Origin of the sequence: Pseudoduganella sp. R-31 (assembly GCF_049913235.1) — a bacterium.
Taxonomy (GTDB): Bacteria; Pseudomonadota; Gammaproteobacteria; order Burkholderiales; family Burkholderiaceae_D; genus Rugamonas.
Window position 1 is genome coordinate 148216 of the sequence record NZ_CP183986.1, and the last position, 17171, is coordinate 165386.

Consider the following 17171-nt stretch of genomic DNA (forward strand, 5'->3'; position numbering starts at 1 on the left):
GGGCAAAAAACCCAGTGTAGTCAACTGTTCGGCGGAATGCCAGCCGGAAGTGGCAAACTTTTTCGGCTATCATGCACGCCATTCATCGATTTCATTTTAATTCATCATGACCCTGCGCATCATTGCTACCGGCGGCACTTTCGACAAGCACTACAACGAACTGAATGGCACCCTGGCTTTCACCGAAAGTCACCTGCCTGCCGCGATCAAGCGCGCCCGCATCACCACCCCTTGCGAGCTGGAAGTCGTGTCGCTGCTCGATTCGCTGGACATGGTCGATGCCGACCGCCAGCGCGTTCTGGCCGCCTGCCAAGCCGCTTCGGAAAAAGCCATCGTGATTGTGCACGGCACCGATACCATGCCGCAGACCGCCGCCGTCCTGGGCCCGGCGATCAAGGACAAGACCATTGTCTTCACCGGCGCCATGATCCCTTACGAGATCGATAATTCCGACGCCTTCTTCAACATGGGCTTTGCCTGCGGCGTGGCGCAGGTGCTGCCGCCCGGCGTGTACGTGGCAATGAACGGCCAGATTTTCGCCTGGGATAACGTGCAGAAAAACAAAGCGGCCGGTGTATTCCAGCCGCTCTGATTCATTTGAGTTTCGCCAGCGTTTGCTGGAAGCGCGCGGCGTCCTGGTAGCCGATTACGCGCGCTAGTTCCTTGCCCTCGCCATCGAACAGGATGATGGCGGGCGGCCCAAACAGGCCATAGCGTTTCAACAGGGCCTTGTCTTCATTGCTGTTGGAGGTTACGTCGGCCTGCAGCAGCACCGCCCCTTCCAGCGCGGCCTTCACCGGCGCCGCGCTGAAAGTGAACTTTTCCATTTCCTTGCATGAGACGCACCAGTCGGCATAGAAGTCGAGCATGACAGGGCGGCCTTTCGCCAGTTCCGCTTCGAGTTGCTGCACGTTGGCGACCTGCTTGAACGGCAGCGCCGAGACGTGGCGGTTCGGCAGCAGCGGCAACGCCATCCACGCGGCCAGCGCCAGCAGCATGACGCCGAAGCCACGCTTGACCCACACCATCCACGAACCTGCACGCGGCAGCAGGCTGCCTGCTGACACTCCGACCAGCACCAGCGGCACGCTCATGCCTGCCGCCATTGCGAACAGCGCACTGCCGCCGACCAGCACGTCGCGCGTCTGGCTGATGTAGACCAGCGCTCCCGCCAGCGGCGCGGCCACGCAAGGGCCGACCATCAGCGCGGAGACGGCGCCCATGCCGAACACGCCGGCCAGCTTGCCGGCCGTGCGGCGGTTGGCGCTGTCGGCCAGGCGCGATTGCAGGACTGCCGGCAACTGCAGCTCGTAAACACCGAACATCGACAGCGCCAGCGCGGACAGCAGCAAGGCGAACCCACCGATCACCCATGGCCTCTGCAAAGAAGCCGCGAGCCCTTCGCCCGCCAGCCCGGCCGCAATGCCAAAGCCGGTGTACACCAGCGCCATGCCCAGCGAGTAGGCACCCGACAGCAATAGCCCGCGCTTGCGGCTTGGCCTGGCGCTGTCGCCCACGATGATAGAGGACAGGATGGGAACCATCGGCAGCACGCAGGGCGTAAATGCCAGGCCAAGGCCGAGCAGCAGGAACAGCGGCACGATTTTCAGCAATTGGCCGCCTTGCAGCGTTTGCGCCAGCGGCGCAGCCGCTTCCAGCGTAACCCCGGAATCCATCGGCGAATAGCACAGGCCGGCGTCGGCGCAGCCCTGGCTCGTCACGCGCAGCACGAAAGGGCCTTCGCCCTGAACCGGCACGCGCACGGTGACGCGGTGGCGGTAAGTCTCCACTTCCTTGCCGAAGGTCTGGTCGAACTTCACTTTACCTGGCGGCAGTTGGGGGGCGTCCACCTTGGCGCCGTCCGCGCTGAAACGGAAACGGTCGCGGTACATGTAGTAGCCGTCTGCGATGTCGAAACTGACTTCGGCAGTGCCGCCATCGGCCATGCGCGCCGAGAAGCGGAAGGCGGCCTCCGGCTCGAGAAAATCCTGCGCCACCGCCCGTGCCAGCCCGAGTACGGCGAGCAGCAGCGCCAACAAAATGCGCCGCATCATTGCACCTGCAAGGCTTGCACTGCCTGCGCCAGGCCGCGGTCATCAGGCCCCATCACGCGTGCTACGCGGCCCTGGCGGTCCAGCAGGACAATGCTGGGAATCTGGCGCACGCTGAAGGCGTTGAACAGCGTCCCATCCTTGTCCAGACGCATCGCCATGCGCGACTTTTTGCTGCGTGCGAACTCGGCGACTTCCTTGTCCGACGACCAGACCGGCGATGCGACGGCAAGCCATTCGACGCCGGGTGTCGCAGCCAGCGCTTCTGCCTCTTCGCGCACCCGCTGGCACGCTTGTGCTGTCGCAGGGCGGCTTTCGCGCAGGTAGGACTCGCACCATGGCGAGAAGAACATCAGCGCGCGTGGTTTGCCCTGTGCGGCCGGCAGCGGCAGTCCTTGCGCGACATCGCCGACTTTGAACGCGGCGCGCGCCGGGGCGGCTTGCGGCGCCAGGGCCACCGGACTGGCTGCCGCACTTTCGCTCACTGCGCGCTGCAGCGCTTTCTCGAGATCCTTGTCATGCAAATGGCCGATATGCTGGATGCGGCCATCGCGGCCAATCACGATGTGCTGCGGCGTGACGCGCAGGTTGAGGCTGGCCGCCAGCGAACCGTCATCGATAACGATTGGCATGTGCAAGCCATGTTGGGCGCGGTAGCTCTTCACTTCCGTTTCGGTGTCGCTATACCCCGCGTTGACCGCGACCACGGCGAGCTTGTCTCCGTACTGCTGGAAGGACTTCTCGAATGCGGGCATCTGCTCGCGGCAAGGCACGCACCAGGTGGCCCAGAATTTGAGGTAGACCGGCTTCTTGCCGTAGTAAGAGGCGAGGTCGATGCGCTGGCCGTCGATGGTTTGCAGCACGGCGGCGGGACCCGGCTGCCCGATCAGGGCCTTGCCGGCCAGTTTGGCCCGGCTGGCGCCGCTGCCGGCTTCGTCGGCATGGGCGGGGACGGTGGAAAGGCACACTAGAAGTGCTGCGATCAATGGCTTGAACATGATGGCTTTCGTGGATTGGATGAATCCATGGTACCTTTGGCTTGGGCCACCAAAAAGACGCAAGAATGCACTGAATTTATGTACCATTCCCTGAACCTCGCCATCGACCGCCAAGCCGCTGCCACGCTGGCGGACCAGATCTTCCTCGGCCTGCGCGGCGCGATCGGCGACGGGCGCCTGGCGCCGCAAGCCCGCCTGCCGTCCTGGCATGACCTGGCCGCACAATTGGGGGTGGCGCGCGGCACCGTGCGGCAGGCTTATGAACGGCTGCGCGATGAGCAGCTGGTCTACACCGCCGGCGCGGCCGGCACTTTCGTTTGTGCGGGCGGCACGATGGCAGGCGGAGGAAGGCCAGGCAGCGAAGCGGCACGCGTGGCGCCAGGCGCAGCAGCGCTGGAAGTGGTGCAAGCCTTTCCCGGAAGGGCTGTCAGCACCAACCCCTTCCAGGTTGGGGTGCCGGCGCAGGACGCCTTTCCCTTCAAGACCTGGTCGCGGGTGATGGGGAGGGCGGCACGCACGGCGGCTGCGATGCCGCTCTCCTATCCCGACCCGCGTGGCGAATATGCGCTGCGCGCCGAAATCGCGGCATACCTGTGCATGGCGCGCGGCCTCGATTGCACACCCGGGCAGGTGCTGGTCTGCAACGGCTATGCTGGCGCGCTTGGGCTGGTACTGCGCGCGCTTGAGTTGAAAGGCGAACAGGCGTGGATCGAGCAGCCGGGCTACATGGCCACACGCGACGCACTAGCGGCGGCGGGATTGCAGCTGGTACCCGTCCCCGTCGATCCGGAAGGAATGGATGTCGCGGCTGGCATGCAAAGGGCGCCACGTGCCAGGCTGGCGGTGGTGACGCCGGGCCAGCAAGCGCCCCTCGGCGTGACCTTGTCGCTGCGCCGGCGCCAGGCCTTGCTGGAATGGGCTGCGCAGGCAGGCGCCTGGATCATCGAGGACGATTACCTGGGCGAATTGCAGCCGCAAGGCCGCGCCGCGCCTGCGCTGGCTTCACAGGACCGCAATGGCCGCGTGCTGCACCTTGGCACCTTCAGCAAGACGCTGACGCCATCCCTGCGGGTCGGTTTCCTGGTAGCGCCGCCGGAACTGGCGGACCTGCTGGCGCAAACGGCTTCCACTTGCGGCAGCGCTCCGCCGCCGGTTGTGCAACTGGCAGTGGCGGAATTCCTGCATAGCGGCGCCTACCTGCGCCACCTGCGCCATATGAAGCGTCTGTACCAGGAACGCAGGAGCGCACTGGGCGCGGCGCTGGAAAGACTTGGCGCAATCCATGCGCCGGCAGCACTGGGCGTGCTGCTGCAATTGCCTGCGAATGTCAACGATGTGGAAGTCGCTGCGCGAGCGCGCAGCCTGGGCATGGCGCCATCCGCCTTGTCGGGATGGTATGCCGGGGCACAACCCGTCAGTGGCGGACTGCTACTTGGCGTGACCAACGTGCCCGAGGACAAAGCCCCGGGCTATTGCGAGCGCCTGCTGGCGCTCACGCGGGGATAGCGAAAACTCAGGCCTTCGCTTCGCCGCCTAGGGCGTCGACCACGTCCTGCAGCAGCTTGGACAGTTCGCCGGTCATCAGCATGAAGTCGCCGTCGAAGCGTTCCTCGTCGTTGCGGGTCACGGCGTCGTTTTCCTTCATCACATCCAGCGGCTTGACGCTCTTGATGGCCAGCGCTTCGGTCAGCACGAAGCTGATCTTGCTGTCCCAGGTCATGGCCAGGCGGGTGCACTGCTTGCCGGCCGCGATGTGGCGGCGTACTTCTTCCGGCTCCAGGGTGTGGCGCACGTAGCGCACGGCTGCCTTGCTCTCGCCGGTGGCGCGCAGTTCGGTGTCCATGTCGACGGTGAAGCCGGCTGGCGCTTCGTCATCCTGCAGCCAGGCAGTCATCACGCCCACCGGGGAACGCTGCACGCGCAGGCTTTCGATCGGCATGCGGTCGACAGCTTTCAGCAGGTGCTTGATGACGTCGTCGGCTTTGGCCGGGCTGGCGGCATCGACCACCAGCCAGCCGTTGACCGGGTCGATCCAGCACCATGTGTTGCTGCGGATGGTGAAGGCGCGCGGCAGCAGTTCGTCGTGCACGCGTTCCTTGAGTTCTTTCATGGCTTTTTTGCCAGGAGCGAAGCCTTGCTGCTCTTCCATTTCGGCCGCGCGCGCCTTGGCAACCTGGTTGACCACGGTCGATGGCAGCAGCTTTTTCTCGGTGCCCAGCACCATCAGCATCTGCTTGTTGACAACGTGCACCAGGCCGCCGTTTGGACGCGGCTTGTCCCAGCCCTGGCGCATCAGCTCATTGCTGCTGGCAGGCGAGAAGGACTGCGACTGGAGGGCTTCTTCGAGTTGTTCTGGAGTAAATGCCCAAGGGGCAGGCAGGCGGTAAACCTGGAGATTCTTGAACCACATAAACGTTATCGACCTTGATCAGCTTTTTCCACGGGAACGACATTTTACATGGGTCCTCATGGGCAAGTCATGACCTTTGTCTTGTTCCCGTCACGGCCGGGGTCTTGTCCCCGTGCGCCGACCAGGTTGGTGTACTCGCAATACTGCTGATTCCCCCTGCGGTAGCGCTTCATGGTCACGCCGTCGCCCAGGTCGGAAGTCTGTTCCAGCACCCATTCCCTGGTTTGCGCCTTGGCGATTGCCATCCCAAGCTTGGTGTCCGGCAGGATGATTGTTGCAAATTTATTCAGGCTTTCCTTGCGGAGCTGGCGGTCGACGCCGGCGGCCAGCTTGCGATTTTTCTCGAGCAGCGTCTCCGCCAGTGGCGCCGGCTTGGCAAACGGGTCGTCGTTGACGGTGGCTGGCACGGTAACGGCTTCTGCTACCGGCGCCGCAGTCTCGGAAGCTGCCGGCGCGGTCGCTGTGCTGACCACCGGCGGCGGCGGTGCAGCGCGCCGGACGGTAGCAACCGGCGCCGCCGGTGCGGCCACGGCAGGCGGGCGCCTGGGCAATTCCCTCGGTGCTTGCAGGTAGACCAGTTCCGTTTCGCGCTGGACGCTGGCCTGCCGTACATAGGGCATGCCGCGCCAGCACAGGAAGAGCGCTGCGTGCGCCAGCGCGATGGCGGCCAGCCAGGCCTGGCGCCTGCGGGGCTCGAAGGGCAGGCTCATTTGGGACATTTGACCAGGCGGGCTTTCGAGCCCTTGCGGAAGACATCGTGGCCGCCGGTCCCGATATGGTCGACCTCTTCGCACACCATTTTCCCGCGCAACATATAGCGCTTGTGCACGATGCCGTTCGCGCCGGCGAAACTCTCCGGCGCGAATGGTTTGGGCGGAGGGGCACCGGTGATGGAAAGCGTCGCGGCCTTGTCCTCGTCCACGACGGTGGCATATTTGTTCAGGCTCTCCTTGCGCAACTGGCGGTCGATGCTGGCGGCCGACTTGCGGGTCTTTTCAAGCAAGGATTCGTCGCGCACCGCCGGTTTGGCAAATGGGTCGGCCGGCAAGCTGGCGGGCGCTGGCAGGGTGATCGACTGCGGCATTGCCTCTGCGGAAGCGGGCGGTGCATCCGGACTGACCGCTTCGCTGGCAACCGGAGGCGGTGCAGGGCGGGCCTGGACGGCCGCTGTGTGCTGCGCGGTCGGCTGCACGCGCGGTGGTCGCGGGGGCAATTCGGCCGAACGGTGACGAATGGCTTGCGGCAGCTTCAGCAAGATCAGTTCGCCTTCCGGCTGCCCGGCCAATTCCTGCGCCTGCCGCGCGACAGGGCGCCAGGCCATCAGCACGGCCAGATGGCCGAAGGCGATAAGCACCAGCCAGGCGCGCCGTGCCGGGCGATGAACAGCGTTGGCTTGCATAGGTAATCCGGGTTTGCAGCCGGACTCAGCATGCCAGCTCGCGCGGGAAAGGTATCATAAATTAGCAAAAAGATCACCTTGCGCCGGCTGGGCCCTGGCAGCCTCGTCCAGCGTGCAGAGGGCCGACATGCGCACGCCGAGCAGGCGCAGCCGGTCGTCCAGCGGCACGCGGCGCAGGCATTCGCCGGCAGCGCGGCGGATGGCGGCGGCATCGGCCGTGGGCGAAGGCAGGGTCAGGTCGCGCGTCACCGTGCGGAAGTCGGCATAGCGCAGCTTGATACCCACCGTGCGGCCGGCGTAGCGCTTGCGCGCCAGGTCCTCGGCCACCTTCTGGCACAGGCGGGTGAAGATTTCGGACAGCTCGGCGCGGTCGCGCTTGACGTGCAGGTCGCGCGAGAAGGTGGTTTCGCGGCTGACGCCTTTCGGCTCGCTGCGCGTGGCGACGGCGCGCTCGTCGCGGCCATGAGAAATGCGCTGCAGCCATTCCGCGTAGTTGAGGCCGAAGTGTTCCTGCAACAGGGCTGGGTCGGCCGCAGCCAGCTGGCCGACGGTGTCGATGCCGAGCGCGACCAGCTTTTTCTCCGCCTTGGGGCCGATGCCGTTCACCTTGCGCACCGGCAGCGGCCAGATACGGGCCGGGACGTCGTCGTAGCCGACCACGGTCAGGCCGTTGGGCTTTTCCAGGTCGGAGCAGATCTTGGCCAGCAGCTTGTTGGGCGCCACGCCTATCGAGCACGACAGCCCGGTGGCAGCGCGCACCGCATCCTTGATGCGCTGGGCCAGCTCACGCGTTTCGCCCGCCACCTCGGTCAGGTCGATATAGATTTCATCGATGCCGCGGTCTTCGATCTGTGGCGCGATGCTGGCCACGGCCGCCTTGAACAGGCGCGAATACTTGCGGTAGGAATCGAAATCCACCGGCAGCAGGATGGCGTCCGGCGCCAGGGCAGCCGCCTTCATCGTGCCCATGGCGGAAAAGACGCCCAGCGCCCGCGCTTCATAGGTGGAGGTGGTGATCACGCCGCGGCCCACGTAGTCGCGCAGGCGGGAGAATTCGCGGGTGCCGTCCGGCAGTTCGCGCGGCTGGTGGCGACCGCCGCCGCCAATCACCACCGGCAGGCCGCGCAATTCCGGATAGCGCAGCAGCTCCACGGACGCGTAAAAGGCATCCATGTCGAGGTGGGCAATGCGGCGGGGCCAGTCCATAACAAATAGTCGAGTTCGCTAGTGATACTGTAATTATATACAGCATTTTGAGCAAGGTGCCCGGCGGATATACTGCTGGGCATGTACATCCTGCCCCTGCTGTTCGCCTTTGCCGCCACCCCAGCAATTGCCGCCCCTGCCTGCCCAGCACCACTGCATGCCGGCGCCAGCGACCTTGGCCAGGCCTCCTTTCGCGAGGACGACAGGGTTGGCGGGGCCGCCATCGACGTCGTGCGGGAACTGGCGCGCCGCACCAACTGTCCGCTCGATATCAGCTGGTACCCGCGGGCGCGGCTCTGGGCGGAATATGCCGGCGGCCGCATCAACGTAACCGCCAGCTCGGCCCGCAGCGCAGAGCGCGACCGCCTCGGCCAGTTCGTGCCCTTTGTCACCACGCGCTTCGACCTGGTGTTATCGCACCGCGTGACGGGCAGTTACAAATCGCTGGCCGAATTCGTGGAACATAGCAGCGCGCGCCTGAACCTGGTGCGTGGCATCCTGTACACGCCCGACGCCGAGGCCCAGGTCGCCCGCTTGCGCGAACAGGGCCGGGTCGAAGTGGTCAACGACTTTGATATCGCCTTCCGAAAAATAGCCTCGAAACGCGCCGAGGCGACACTGGCGCCGATGACGATCTATGCGCGCTACCTGCAAAGCGCCGGCCTGCAGGGGCACGTCAGCGTGATGCCGGTCACGGAATCGTTCCCCGTGCTGGCCGGCGCTTATCTCTCTCGCAGCGACCTCTCCCCGGCCGCGCGCAAGGTGTTTGCCGATGCCTTGCTCGGCATGGTGGCCGATGGCACTGTGGCGCGCATCTACGGCAAATATGTCGGCGAAGCGAACGGCCGCGCCCTGGTGCCGGACCATGGGCGTGGCATCATTTCAGCGTACCAGCAACTTCCCTGACTTTGCTGTGGCATTGAGCGCTGCGCCGCGTTACCATGCCTGTGCGATCATCGAAAAAAAACCACTTTCTGGCGAGGCTTGGCATGAGCTTTTCGAACATGAATATCGGTGTGAAGCTGGCGATCGGTTTTGCGCTGGCCATTGCGATCCAGCTGGCAATGTCGCTGACAGGGATCAGCCGCCTGAGCCACAACTCGACCCTGACCGAGCGCCTGATCAGCGATCGCTACCTGAAGGTGCAGCTGACCAACGAGATGCGCAGCTATTCCAACCGCTCGGCGCAAGCCTTGCGCAATGCCATGCTGGCGCCGGACAAGATCAGCAGCGACGCTTTCCTGGCCAGCATGGCGGAAGCTGATACGGCAGGCGCCGCGGCGGCGCAAAAGCTGCAGAAGATCCTGGTACTGGAAGAGGCCAAGAAACTGTTTGCCGAAGAAACGCAGGCGTTCGAAGCTTTCCGAGCCAAGCGCGATGAGGTGGTCAAGCTGTTCAAGGAAGGCGACCAGGACAGCGCGGTGCAAACGCTGTTCAAGCAGGCCATCCCGCTGCAAAACACCTATTTCGGCAAACTCGACGCCATCCTTGCCCTGCAAAACAAGCTGATGGGGCAGGATAGCGCGGAAGCAACCGAGTCCGCATCGAATGCAACCATGCTGATGATCGGCCTGCTGGTGCTGGCAACCGCGCTGTCGGTGGCGGCAGGCTACCTGATCACCCGTTCCGTGACCGGGCCCTTGCTGCAGGCGGTGGAGGTGGCCGAAACCGTGGCCCACGGCGACCTGACTGCCGACATCGACACCAGCCGCAAGGATGAAACCGGGCGCTTGCTGAATGCCCTGCAAGAAATGGTGGCCTCGCTGAAGCGCACCGTCGGCTCGGTACGCACGTCCACCGATACCATCAATACCGCCGCGGCGGAAATCGCGGCCGGCAATCTCGACCTGTCGCGCCGCACCGAGCAGCAGGCGGCCAGCCTGGAGGAAACCGCCTCCTCGATGGAGGAGTTGACCTCGACGGTCCGGCAGAACGCCGACAACGCGCGCCAGGCCAACCAGCTTGTGGTGTCGGCTGCCGGCCATGCCAGCGAAGGCGGGCAAGTGGTGGGCGAGGTGGTCGATACCATGGGCGGGATCAAGGCCAGTTCGGCGCGCATGGCGGACATCATCAGCGTGATTGACGGCATCGCCTTCCAGACCAATATCCTGGCCCTGAATGCCGCGGTGGAGGCGGCGCGCGCCGGCGAGCAGGGCCGCGGTTTCGCCGTCGTGGCGTCGGAGGTGCGCAACCTTGCGCAGCGCAGCGCGGCAGCGGCCAAGGAAATCAAGGAACTGATTGACGATTCGATCGCCAAGGTTGACGCGGGCGGTGCGCTGGTGGATCGCGCCGGTGCGACCATGAAGCAGATCGTGGCGTCGGTGCAGCAGGTGGCGGACATCATGAATGAGATCACCTCGGCCAGCCAGGAGCAGTCTTCCGGAATTGAACAGGTGAACACTGCCATCGCGGAAATGGATAACGCAACGCAGCAGAATGCGGCGCTGGTGGAACAGGCGGCCGCAGCGGCGCGTAGCATGCAGGAGCAATCCGAGCGGCTGGTGGAGGCAGTGGCGGTATTCCGGATGGAAGGCTCGGCAGGGCAATATTCGGCGCCGGTTGCGCGCGCCTCCACTGCGACCAGCGTCCCGGCGCAGGCCATAGTGCCTGCGCTGAGGGCGGCCCGCGCCCCTGCCGGCAGTGGTGCGGCCGGCAATGCGGTGAAAGGCGGGGCGGCAAGGCGCACGGCGCAGGCTGCAAAAGCAAATGGCGTCGGCGCTTCCGTGCCGGCAGTGAATGCTGTGGAGGATGAAGCTCCGGCCGCCCCTGCTGCACCGGCCAAGGCGGCGCGCGCTGGCGCGGCGGGCAAGCAGTCAGCGGCGCCGGCGCGCGCCACGCCGCCCGGCGACGACTGGGAAGAGTTTTAGGCCGGCAGCTTGCGGAACCACTGCGCCGTCGCTTCGTCGGCGGGGAAGAATGCCTCCACGCGCAACTCATGCACCGTGACGTCGTGCGGCGTGCCGAGCGTGGCGATGGTGGTGAACAGGTTGAGCTCCACGCCATCCTTTCGCACCGTGAACGGCAGGAAGGGCAGCGCGCGGCGGTCCAGGTTGGCAGTCTTCGACACCGCACGGATGCCTGGAATCGCCAGCAGCTCCTCCAGCAACATGGTCGCTTCACTGCCCGGCCCGTCGCCCATGGCCTCCCGTTGAATCCATTGCAGCAGGTCGACGCTGACATCCTCCCAATTGACGATGTACTTGCGCAGGCCATTCGGCTCCAGGGTCAGCTTGATCACGTTGGAGGTAGTAGGCGGGCCATCGAGCAGCCACTCGATCATCTTGGCTGCCGGGCCGTTGCTCATGACCAGGTTCCACAAGCGGTCCACCACCAGTGCAGGATAGGGCGCCTGCTGTCGCAGCATGAAGTCCAGCGCCTGCTTCACCGCCTTCATTTCGGGATCGGACAAGTTGCGCTCCTGGTAGGCCGGCGCGTATCCGGCTGCCAGCAGCATCACATTGCGCTCCCGTAGCGGGATGTCGAGGACAATGCCCAGTTTCAGGATCATTTCGCGGCTGGGCTGCGAGCGTCCGCTTTCCAGGAAACTGATATGCCGCTGCGAGATGCCGCTCTCGGTCGACAGCCGCAACTGGCTGAAACCGCGCTTGCCGCGCCAATAGCGCATCGCCGCTGCGTAGTCGCTGAAATACTGCCCTGGTGCCGCCGCTCCCATATCGCTCCCCTCAAGACCGTATGAAGTCCAGCAAGTCGCTGTTCACTCTTGCCATGTGGGTGAGGAACATACCATGCGGCGCGCCTTCGTACACTTGAAGTTTCGCATTGGGTAGCAGTGCGGCGCTCGGCCTGGCGGTCAGCTCGAACGGCGCGCTGGCGTCATTGGTGCCGGCAAACAGCAGAACCGGCAGCGTAACGTTCGGCAGCTCGGCACGGAAATCTTCGCGCTGCAGCGAGCGGTTGCATTCGTACAATGCCTGCAGCGAGGCTTGCAGCGGCATGGCGCGCAGCCAGTCACGCATGCCTGGTGGCGTATGTTCGGCCACGAACGGCGGCAGGTTTTCATCGATCCATTTCGGCAGGTCCTTCATCAGCTGCTCCTTGCGGAAGTATTCCAGCAGCGCCGGATCGATGCCGTCCGGGTTGTCGGCAGACCTGGCGATGCAAGGCGTCATGGTCCCCAGCAAGGCGACGCGCCTGATGCGGCGCTGCCCGTGGCGGGTCAGGTAGCGCACCACTTCATTGCAGCCCATCGAATGGGCCACCAGGGTGACTTCATCCAGGTCAAGCGCTTCCAGCACGGCACCCAGGTCGTCGGCCAGGGTGTTGAAGTCATAGCCGCGGCCAGGATCGCTGGAGCGGCCGTGGCCGCGCCGGTCGAAGGCAATCACGCGCATGCCCTGCTCCGCCAGCGCCAGCATCTGGTAGCACCAGGAATCGGCACCCAGCGACCAGCCACCCACGAACAGAACCGGTTCGCCATCGCCCCAGTCGCGGTAGAACAGGTTGACGCCGTCGGCAGTACGCACGGTGTTCGGTTCGATCACGCGGGCGCCCGAGATCTTGTATGCGGTCATGATTGCCTCCCTTCCTTACTGTGCGAAGTAGTCGATAAAGCCGGTCACGCTGGCCAGGCGCCCGTCCGCCGCGAGAACTGCGAAGTCGGTGCCTTTGGCAACCGGATCGCTGCCAGGCGCGCCCAGCGTCCACGAGAAGCGCAGCACGTCGCCATGGCTGTCCGGGGTGCCGGCCAGTTCAAAACGGTGGCCGGGGAAGTGCCCCTGCGCGCCGGCGATCATGGCGTCGATCGCACCATGGCCGGCGCCCTGCATCAGCGGGTCCTTGTAGTTGGCTTCCGGAGTGAAAGCCGCTGCCACACGGGCACGGCGCTCATCGGCGCTGCGCTCGTTCCAGGCTGCCAGGTATTTGTCGACGATTTGCATGGTGTTTCTCCTTTCGTTGGTTGGTGAAGCCATTGTCAACAAATCCATGCCATGCGACGATTACCTCCCAGGTAATCAAACAGGAATCCATGTGACACTCCATCACCGATTTGCCCTCATTTCCCTGCTGGCTGGCTGCGCCGTTGCGCAAGCAGGCTGCCCAACGACACTGCCGCTGAAAGGCGTGCTCAATATCGATAACTGCTATCCGATGCGCGAGGAATGCGTGCCCGCATCGGATGCCTTGTATCAGTACGCGGAGGCCGTACCGGACGGCGGGGATGAGGGGATGACCATCGCCCTCCATGGCAGCCCCTGGCACTTGTATGGTCCCGACTCCCGCATCATGACGATCGACAAACTGGCGGAGGTCCTCCGGCAGGAAAGCAAAAAGAAGAAGAAGCTCAGCCATGTCGTGCTGATGTCTTCGTGGAGCGGCACAGCGCCCGACAAGCATCATCTTCCGCTGGCGCGGCAACTGTCCAACAAGCTGGGCGACGTCAAGGTAAGCGGTGCCGACGGCTTCCTGTGGTACAGCAAGGACGGCAAGCTCACCACCACGCAGCAAGCTTTTACAGCTTTCGTTACTGGCCCGTATGCCGTCAAAAAAGGGGAGCCGGTCATGGCATCGCTGGTGACAGGCTGGCCAGCACAGTTTGAAGAGACGTTTGCCAGGCAAGGCGACGCCGATGGCTTGCTGCGCGCCGGCGTCGGTCATGAAACGTTCAGCCTTTGCCCCGAGCGCGCATGGAAGGCGTTTGATGCCGCTGCGGCGCTGGGCAATCCAGTCGCCGCCTACAACGCTGCCGTCCTGAGACTGGAGCGGGGCGCTCGTGGCGACCGGGAAGCAGCGCAGGACCTGCTCAGGAAAGCCGTAGCGGCCGGCGACCAGCCAGCCAGCCGCTGCCCTGCTTGAACAAACAACATTGCACCGCAAAGGGAAGCCGTGAGAGGATTAGCCTTCCCCGAAAGCAGAGATGAAAAACAGGAGTTCCAGTTGAAATCGATTTTATTTGTGGCCGGCCTGGCCATCAGCACCACGGCTGCAGTGGCGAATGCCGCACCGGCGGCATCGGCATCGGCGAAGGCGTCCAAGCCTGCGGCTTCTGCTGCGGCCCCGGCGCCAGTGGCTGTGCAGACGCGCGACGTTCCCGTCAATGACTTCATGCAGGGCCGCCTGCCGTACCAGATCGCCCTGAACGTGCCGGTACCGGCGGAATTCCAGCAGTCCAAGGTCAAGAAAATCGGCTATTCGTACTGGATGCGCCCGGAAGATGCCGCGACGGCGACCGCCGCCAGCCTGCCGACCCGCAATGGCTATATGTACGGTTCAACCGCCACCAACGTCACTTACGACGCGGCCCACCATGTGTTCTACGGGATCAGTGATCCCGGTTCGCTGAACAAACTGCGCGGTGCAGCCACCAATATCCAGGTCCAGGAATTCAAAGATGCCAGGCACCCGGCCGTGATGGTTTCCATGATCAGCGGCACCACTGGACAGCCGGCCTACTTCATGTACATGGCAACCGGAAAAAAAAACGAGACGTTCTTCCTGTCCTACCGCGCGCCGGACGGCCGCAAGGACATTGGCGATGCGGTGTGGGCCAAGCTGGCCGCCGCCATCAAATAAGCAGGATCGCCCGGAAGTCGTTCACATTGGTGCGGGTGGGGCCGGTGACCACCAGGTCGCCCAGCGCTGAGAAGAAGCTGTAGCCGTCGTTGTTGTCGAGCAGGGCGCGGGCGTCCAGGCCCTGGGCGGCGGCGCGCTGCAGCGTGTCCGGCCCCAGCACGGCGCCGGCATTGTCCTCGGTGCCGTCGATGCCGTCGGTGTCGCAGGCGATGGCGTGCACGCCGGGCGCTCCCTGCAGCGCGACAGCCAGCGCCAGCAGGTATTCCGCATTGCGCCCGCCGCGGCCCGTGCCGCGCACCGTGACGCTGGTTTCCCCGCCTGACAGGATGACGCAGGGCGGCCGCAATGGGCTGCCATGCTCGATCACGCCTTGCGCCAGGGCGGCATGCGACACGGCCACCGTGCGCGATTCGCCTTCCAGCCTGTCGCTCAATATCAGCGGGCGCAGGCCTTCGGCGCGGGCCATGTCGGCCGCCGCCTGCAAGGCGTGCCTGGCGGAGGCAATCACCGCCACGCTATTGCGCTCCAGGCGTGAATCGCCGGGCTTTGGCGTCTCCTGCGCCGGGTCTTCCAGCACTGCGCGCACGGCGGGCGCCAGCTCGATGCCATATTGCTGCAGGATGCGCAGGGCGTCCTGCGCGGTCGACGGATCGGCCAGGGTCGGGCCGCTGGCCACCACGGCCGGATCGTCGCCCGGCACGTCCGACAGCACTAGCGTGACCACGCGCGCCTGGCCGCAAGCCAGCGCCAGGCGGCCCCCCTTGATCGCCGACAGGTGCTTGCGCACGATATTGATGTCGCCAATCGGCGCGCCGCTGCGCAGCAAAGCCTTGTTGATGTCGCGCTTCTGCTCCAGCGTGATGCCGGGCGCCGGCAGCGACATCAGCGCCGAGCCGCCGCCGGACATCAGGCACAGCACCATATCGTCCGGCCCCAGGCCCCGCACTGCCGCCAGCATGCGGCGCGCTGCGGCCTGGCTGGCGTCGTCCGGCACCGGGTGGCCGGCCTCGATCACTTCCACCTGCTGCGTGGGCGCGCCATGTCCGTAGCGCGTCACCACGACGCCGCTCAGGGGGCCCTGCCAGCGCCGCTCCACGCCCTGCGCCATGCGCGCGGACGCCTTGCCGGCGCCGATGATGACGGTACGGCCTTTCGGCGGCGGCGGCAGGTGGGCCGCAATGGTTTCCAGCGGGTCGGCCGCGCGCAGGGCGGCGTTGAACAGTTCGGACAGCAGTTCGCGGCCAGTCTTCACAGCATTTCTCCTTTGCTGCCGACGCATAGCAGCACCAGGGCGCCGCCCGCCGCCAGGCAGGCCGCCACCAGCAGCATGCCGTTGGCTGTACTGTGCGTGGCGTCCTTGATCGCGCCGACCAGGTAGGGGCTGACAAAACCGGCCAGGTTGCCGAGCGAATTGATCATGGCGATGCCTGCCGCAGCCGCAGAGCCGCCCAGCATGGCGGTCGGAATGCTCCAGAACACCGGGAAGGTGCTGAGGATGCCGGCCGTCGCCACGCTCAAGGCCGCCAGCGCCAGCACCGGGTTGTTTGCATAATGCGTCGACGCCAGCAAGGCTGCTGCGCCAATGAAGGCAGCCAGCGCAACGTGCCAGCGCCGTTCGCCGCTGCGGTCGGAATGGCGCGCAATCAGGATCATCGCCGCTGCTGCGATGCCATACGGGATAGCGGTCAGCAGCCCGATGTCGAGCACGTCCTGCACGCCGCTGTTGCGTATCAGTTGCGGCAGCCAGAAGCCGACGCCGTACAGCCCCATCACCAGCAGGAAGTACACCAGCGCCAGGATCCACACCCGGCTGCTGCCGAACACGTGGCGCAGGCCCCATTGCGCGTGCGGTGCGCCGTCGCGCGCCAGCTCGTGCTTCAACAGCGCCTTTTCCTCGTCGTTAAGCCAGTTGGCATCGTCGATGCCATCGTCCAGCAGCGCCAGCGTCAGCACGCCCAGCGCCACTGCCGGCAAGCCCTCCAGCAGGAACAGCCACTGCCAGCCGGCCAGCCCGCCGCTGCCGCCAAAGTGCGACATGATCCAGCCCGACAGCGGGCCGCCCACCACGCCCGCCACCGCGACGCCGCTCATGAAAACGGCGACGATGCGGGCGCGCCGCTGCGCCGGATACCAGTAGGTGAGGTACAGGATCACGCCGGGGAAGAAGCCCGCCTCCGCCACGCCAAGCAGGAAGCGCATCACATAGAAGCTCACCGGGCTGCTGGTGAACAGCATGGCCGCCGACAGCAGGCCCCAGCTGGCCATGATGCGCGCAATCCAGCGCCGCGCGCCGACGCGCAGCATCAGCAGGTTGGAAGGCACCTCGCACAGGAAGTAGCCTACGAAGAAGATCCCGGCGCCCAGCCCATACACGGTGTCGGAAAACTGCAGGTCCGCCTGCATCTGCAGCTTGGCAAAACCGACGTTCACCCGGTCCAGGTATGCCACCACGTAGCACAGGAAGAGGAAGGGCAGCAGGCGCCAGGTGACGCGCGCATACAGCGTTTCGGTAGTGATCATTCTTGTTGTATTTCTAAGTATCGCACCCTAGAATCATTGCACATTTTCCCCCCTTG

At 65.0% G+C, this 17171-nt stretch carries 17 protein-coding genes; 6 read left to right on the top strand and 11 right to left on the bottom strand.

The annotated features are described in order from the left end of the window. Window positions 1-106 precede the first annotated feature (106 nt). Window positions 107-592, top strand: a complete 486-nt coding sequence (locus tag ACN9MY_RS00615) for an asparaginase domain-containing protein (RefSeq protein WP_426166523.1) — start codon at window positions 107-109, stop codon at window positions 590-592. A 1-nt stretch (window position 593) separates the two neighbouring features. Here the strand turns inward: ACN9MY_RS00615 and dsbD are convergent, their stop codons facing one another. Together dsbD and ACN9MY_RS00625 are read right to left on the bottom strand one after the other, a co-directional pair. Continuing rightward, window positions 594-2054, bottom strand: coding sequence for a protein-disulfide reductase DsbD (dsbD, locus tag ACN9MY_RS00620; RefSeq protein ID WP_426319885.1), 1461 nt, complete (start codon window positions 2052-2054; stop codon window positions 594-596). Further along, window positions 2051-3049, bottom strand: coding sequence for a TlpA family protein disulfide reductase (locus tag ACN9MY_RS00625; protein ID WP_426336716.1), 999 nt, complete (start codon window positions 3047-3049; stop codon window positions 2051-2053). The genes dsbD and ACN9MY_RS00625 overlap by 4 nt, the downstream gene beginning before the upstream one ends. A 78-nt stretch (window positions 3050-3127) precedes the next feature. Here ACN9MY_RS00625 and ACN9MY_RS00630 point away from each other — a divergent pair, with 78 nt between their 5' ends. Beyond that, on the top strand, window positions 3128-4555 hold the full coding sequence (locus tag ACN9MY_RS00630) for a PLP-dependent aminotransferase family protein (RefSeq protein WP_426166529.1): 1428 nt from the start codon (window positions 3128-3130) through the stop codon (window positions 4553-4555). Between the two features lie 7 nt (window positions 4556-4562). Here ACN9MY_RS00630 and ACN9MY_RS00635 read toward each other — a convergent pair whose 3' ends face one another. Genes ACN9MY_RS00635 through dinB form a run of 4 tightly spaced genes read right to left on the bottom strand, consistent with a single transcriptional unit; the run spans window position 4563 to window position 8064 of the window. Beyond that, window positions 4563-5459, bottom strand: coding sequence for a recombination-associated protein RdgC (locus tag ACN9MY_RS00635; protein WP_130316447.1), 897 nt, complete (start codon window positions 5457-5459; stop codon window positions 4563-4565). Between the two features lie 56 nt (window positions 5460-5515). Next, a complete protein-coding gene (locus ACN9MY_RS00640) occupies window positions 5516-6178 on the bottom strand; it encodes a hypothetical protein (protein ID WP_426336717.1) in 663 nt (220 codons plus the stop codon). Beyond that, complete coding sequence (locus tag ACN9MY_RS00645) at window positions 6166-6858, bottom strand: hypothetical protein (RefSeq protein WP_426336718.1); 693 nt, start codon at window positions 6856-6858, stop codon at window positions 6166-6168. Before ACN9MY_RS00645 ends, ACN9MY_RS00640 begins: the two co-directional genes overlap by 13 nt. Before the next feature lie 54 nt (window positions 6859-6912). Then, on the bottom strand, window positions 6913-8064 hold the full coding sequence (gene dinB, locus ACN9MY_RS00650; RefSeq protein ID WP_426166535.1) for a DNA polymerase IV: 1152 nt from the start codon (window positions 8062-8064) through the stop codon (window positions 6913-6915). A gap of 81 nt (window positions 8065-8145) precedes the next feature. Here dinB and ACN9MY_RS00655 point away from each other — a divergent pair, with 81 nt between their 5' ends. Both ACN9MY_RS00655 and ACN9MY_RS00660 read left to right on the top strand, forming a co-directional pair. Next, complete coding sequence (locus ACN9MY_RS00655; protein ID WP_426166537.1) at window positions 8146-8970, top strand: substrate-binding periplasmic protein; 825 nt, start codon at window positions 8146-8148, stop codon at window positions 8968-8970. Between the two features lie 83 nt (window positions 8971-9053). Then, the gene (locus ACN9MY_RS00660; RefSeq protein WP_426166539.1) at window positions 9054-10931 is read left to right on the top strand and encodes a methyl-accepting chemotaxis protein; all 1878 of its coding nucleotides are present in this window, start codon (window positions 9054-9056) and stop codon (window positions 10929-10931) included. Here ACN9MY_RS00660 and ACN9MY_RS00665 read toward each other — a convergent pair. Genes ACN9MY_RS00665 through ACN9MY_RS00675 form a run of 3 tightly spaced genes read right to left on the bottom strand, consistent with a single transcriptional unit; the run spans window position 10928 to window position 12962 of the window. Continuing rightward, window positions 10928-11737, bottom strand: coding sequence for a helix-turn-helix domain-containing protein (locus tag ACN9MY_RS00665; RefSeq protein WP_426336719.1), 810 nt, complete (start codon window positions 11735-11737; stop codon window positions 10928-10930). The two genes, ACN9MY_RS00660 and ACN9MY_RS00665, sit on opposite strands and share 4 nt — an antisense overlap. 10 nt (window positions 11738-11747) lie before the next feature. Continuing rightward, complete coding sequence (locus ACN9MY_RS00670) at window positions 11748-12596, bottom strand: alpha/beta fold hydrolase (RefSeq protein WP_426166543.1); 849 nt, start codon at window positions 12594-12596, stop codon at window positions 11748-11750. Window positions 12597-12611: 15 nt separating this feature from the next. After that, window positions 12612-12962 (bottom strand): nuclear transport factor 2 family protein, encoded by a 351-nt coding sequence (locus ACN9MY_RS00675; protein ID WP_426166545.1) that lies wholly within the window; start codon window positions 12960-12962, stop codon window positions 12612-12614. A 91-nt stretch (window positions 12963-13053) separates the two neighbouring features. Here ACN9MY_RS00675 and ACN9MY_RS00680 point away from each other — a divergent pair, with 91 nt between their 5' ends. Both ACN9MY_RS00680 and ACN9MY_RS00685 read left to right on the top strand, forming a co-directional pair. Then, window positions 13054-13878 (top strand): hypothetical protein, encoded by an 825-nt coding sequence (locus ACN9MY_RS00680; protein WP_426166547.1) that lies wholly within the window; start codon window positions 13054-13056, stop codon window positions 13876-13878. Window positions 13879-13959: 81 nt separating this feature from the next. Next, complete coding sequence (locus ACN9MY_RS00685; RefSeq protein ID WP_426166549.1) at window positions 13960-14595, top strand: hypothetical protein; 636 nt, start codon at window positions 13960-13962, stop codon at window positions 14593-14595. Here ACN9MY_RS00685 and ACN9MY_RS00690 read toward each other — a convergent pair. After that, the gene (locus ACN9MY_RS00690; protein WP_426166551.1) at window positions 14588-15874 is read right to left on the bottom strand and encodes a glycerate kinase type-2 family protein; all 1287 of its coding nucleotides are present in this window, start codon (window positions 15872-15874) and stop codon (window positions 14588-14590) included. The genes ACN9MY_RS00685 and ACN9MY_RS00690 overlap by 8 nt on opposite strands. Further along, window positions 15844-17115: an MFS transporter gene (locus ACN9MY_RS00695; RefSeq protein ID WP_426336720.1), complete on the bottom strand. Its 1272-nt coding sequence runs from the start codon at window positions 17113-17115 to the stop codon at window positions 15844-15846. Before ACN9MY_RS00695 ends, ACN9MY_RS00690 begins: the two co-directional genes overlap by 31 nt. Window positions 17116-17171 lie beyond the last annotated feature (56 nt).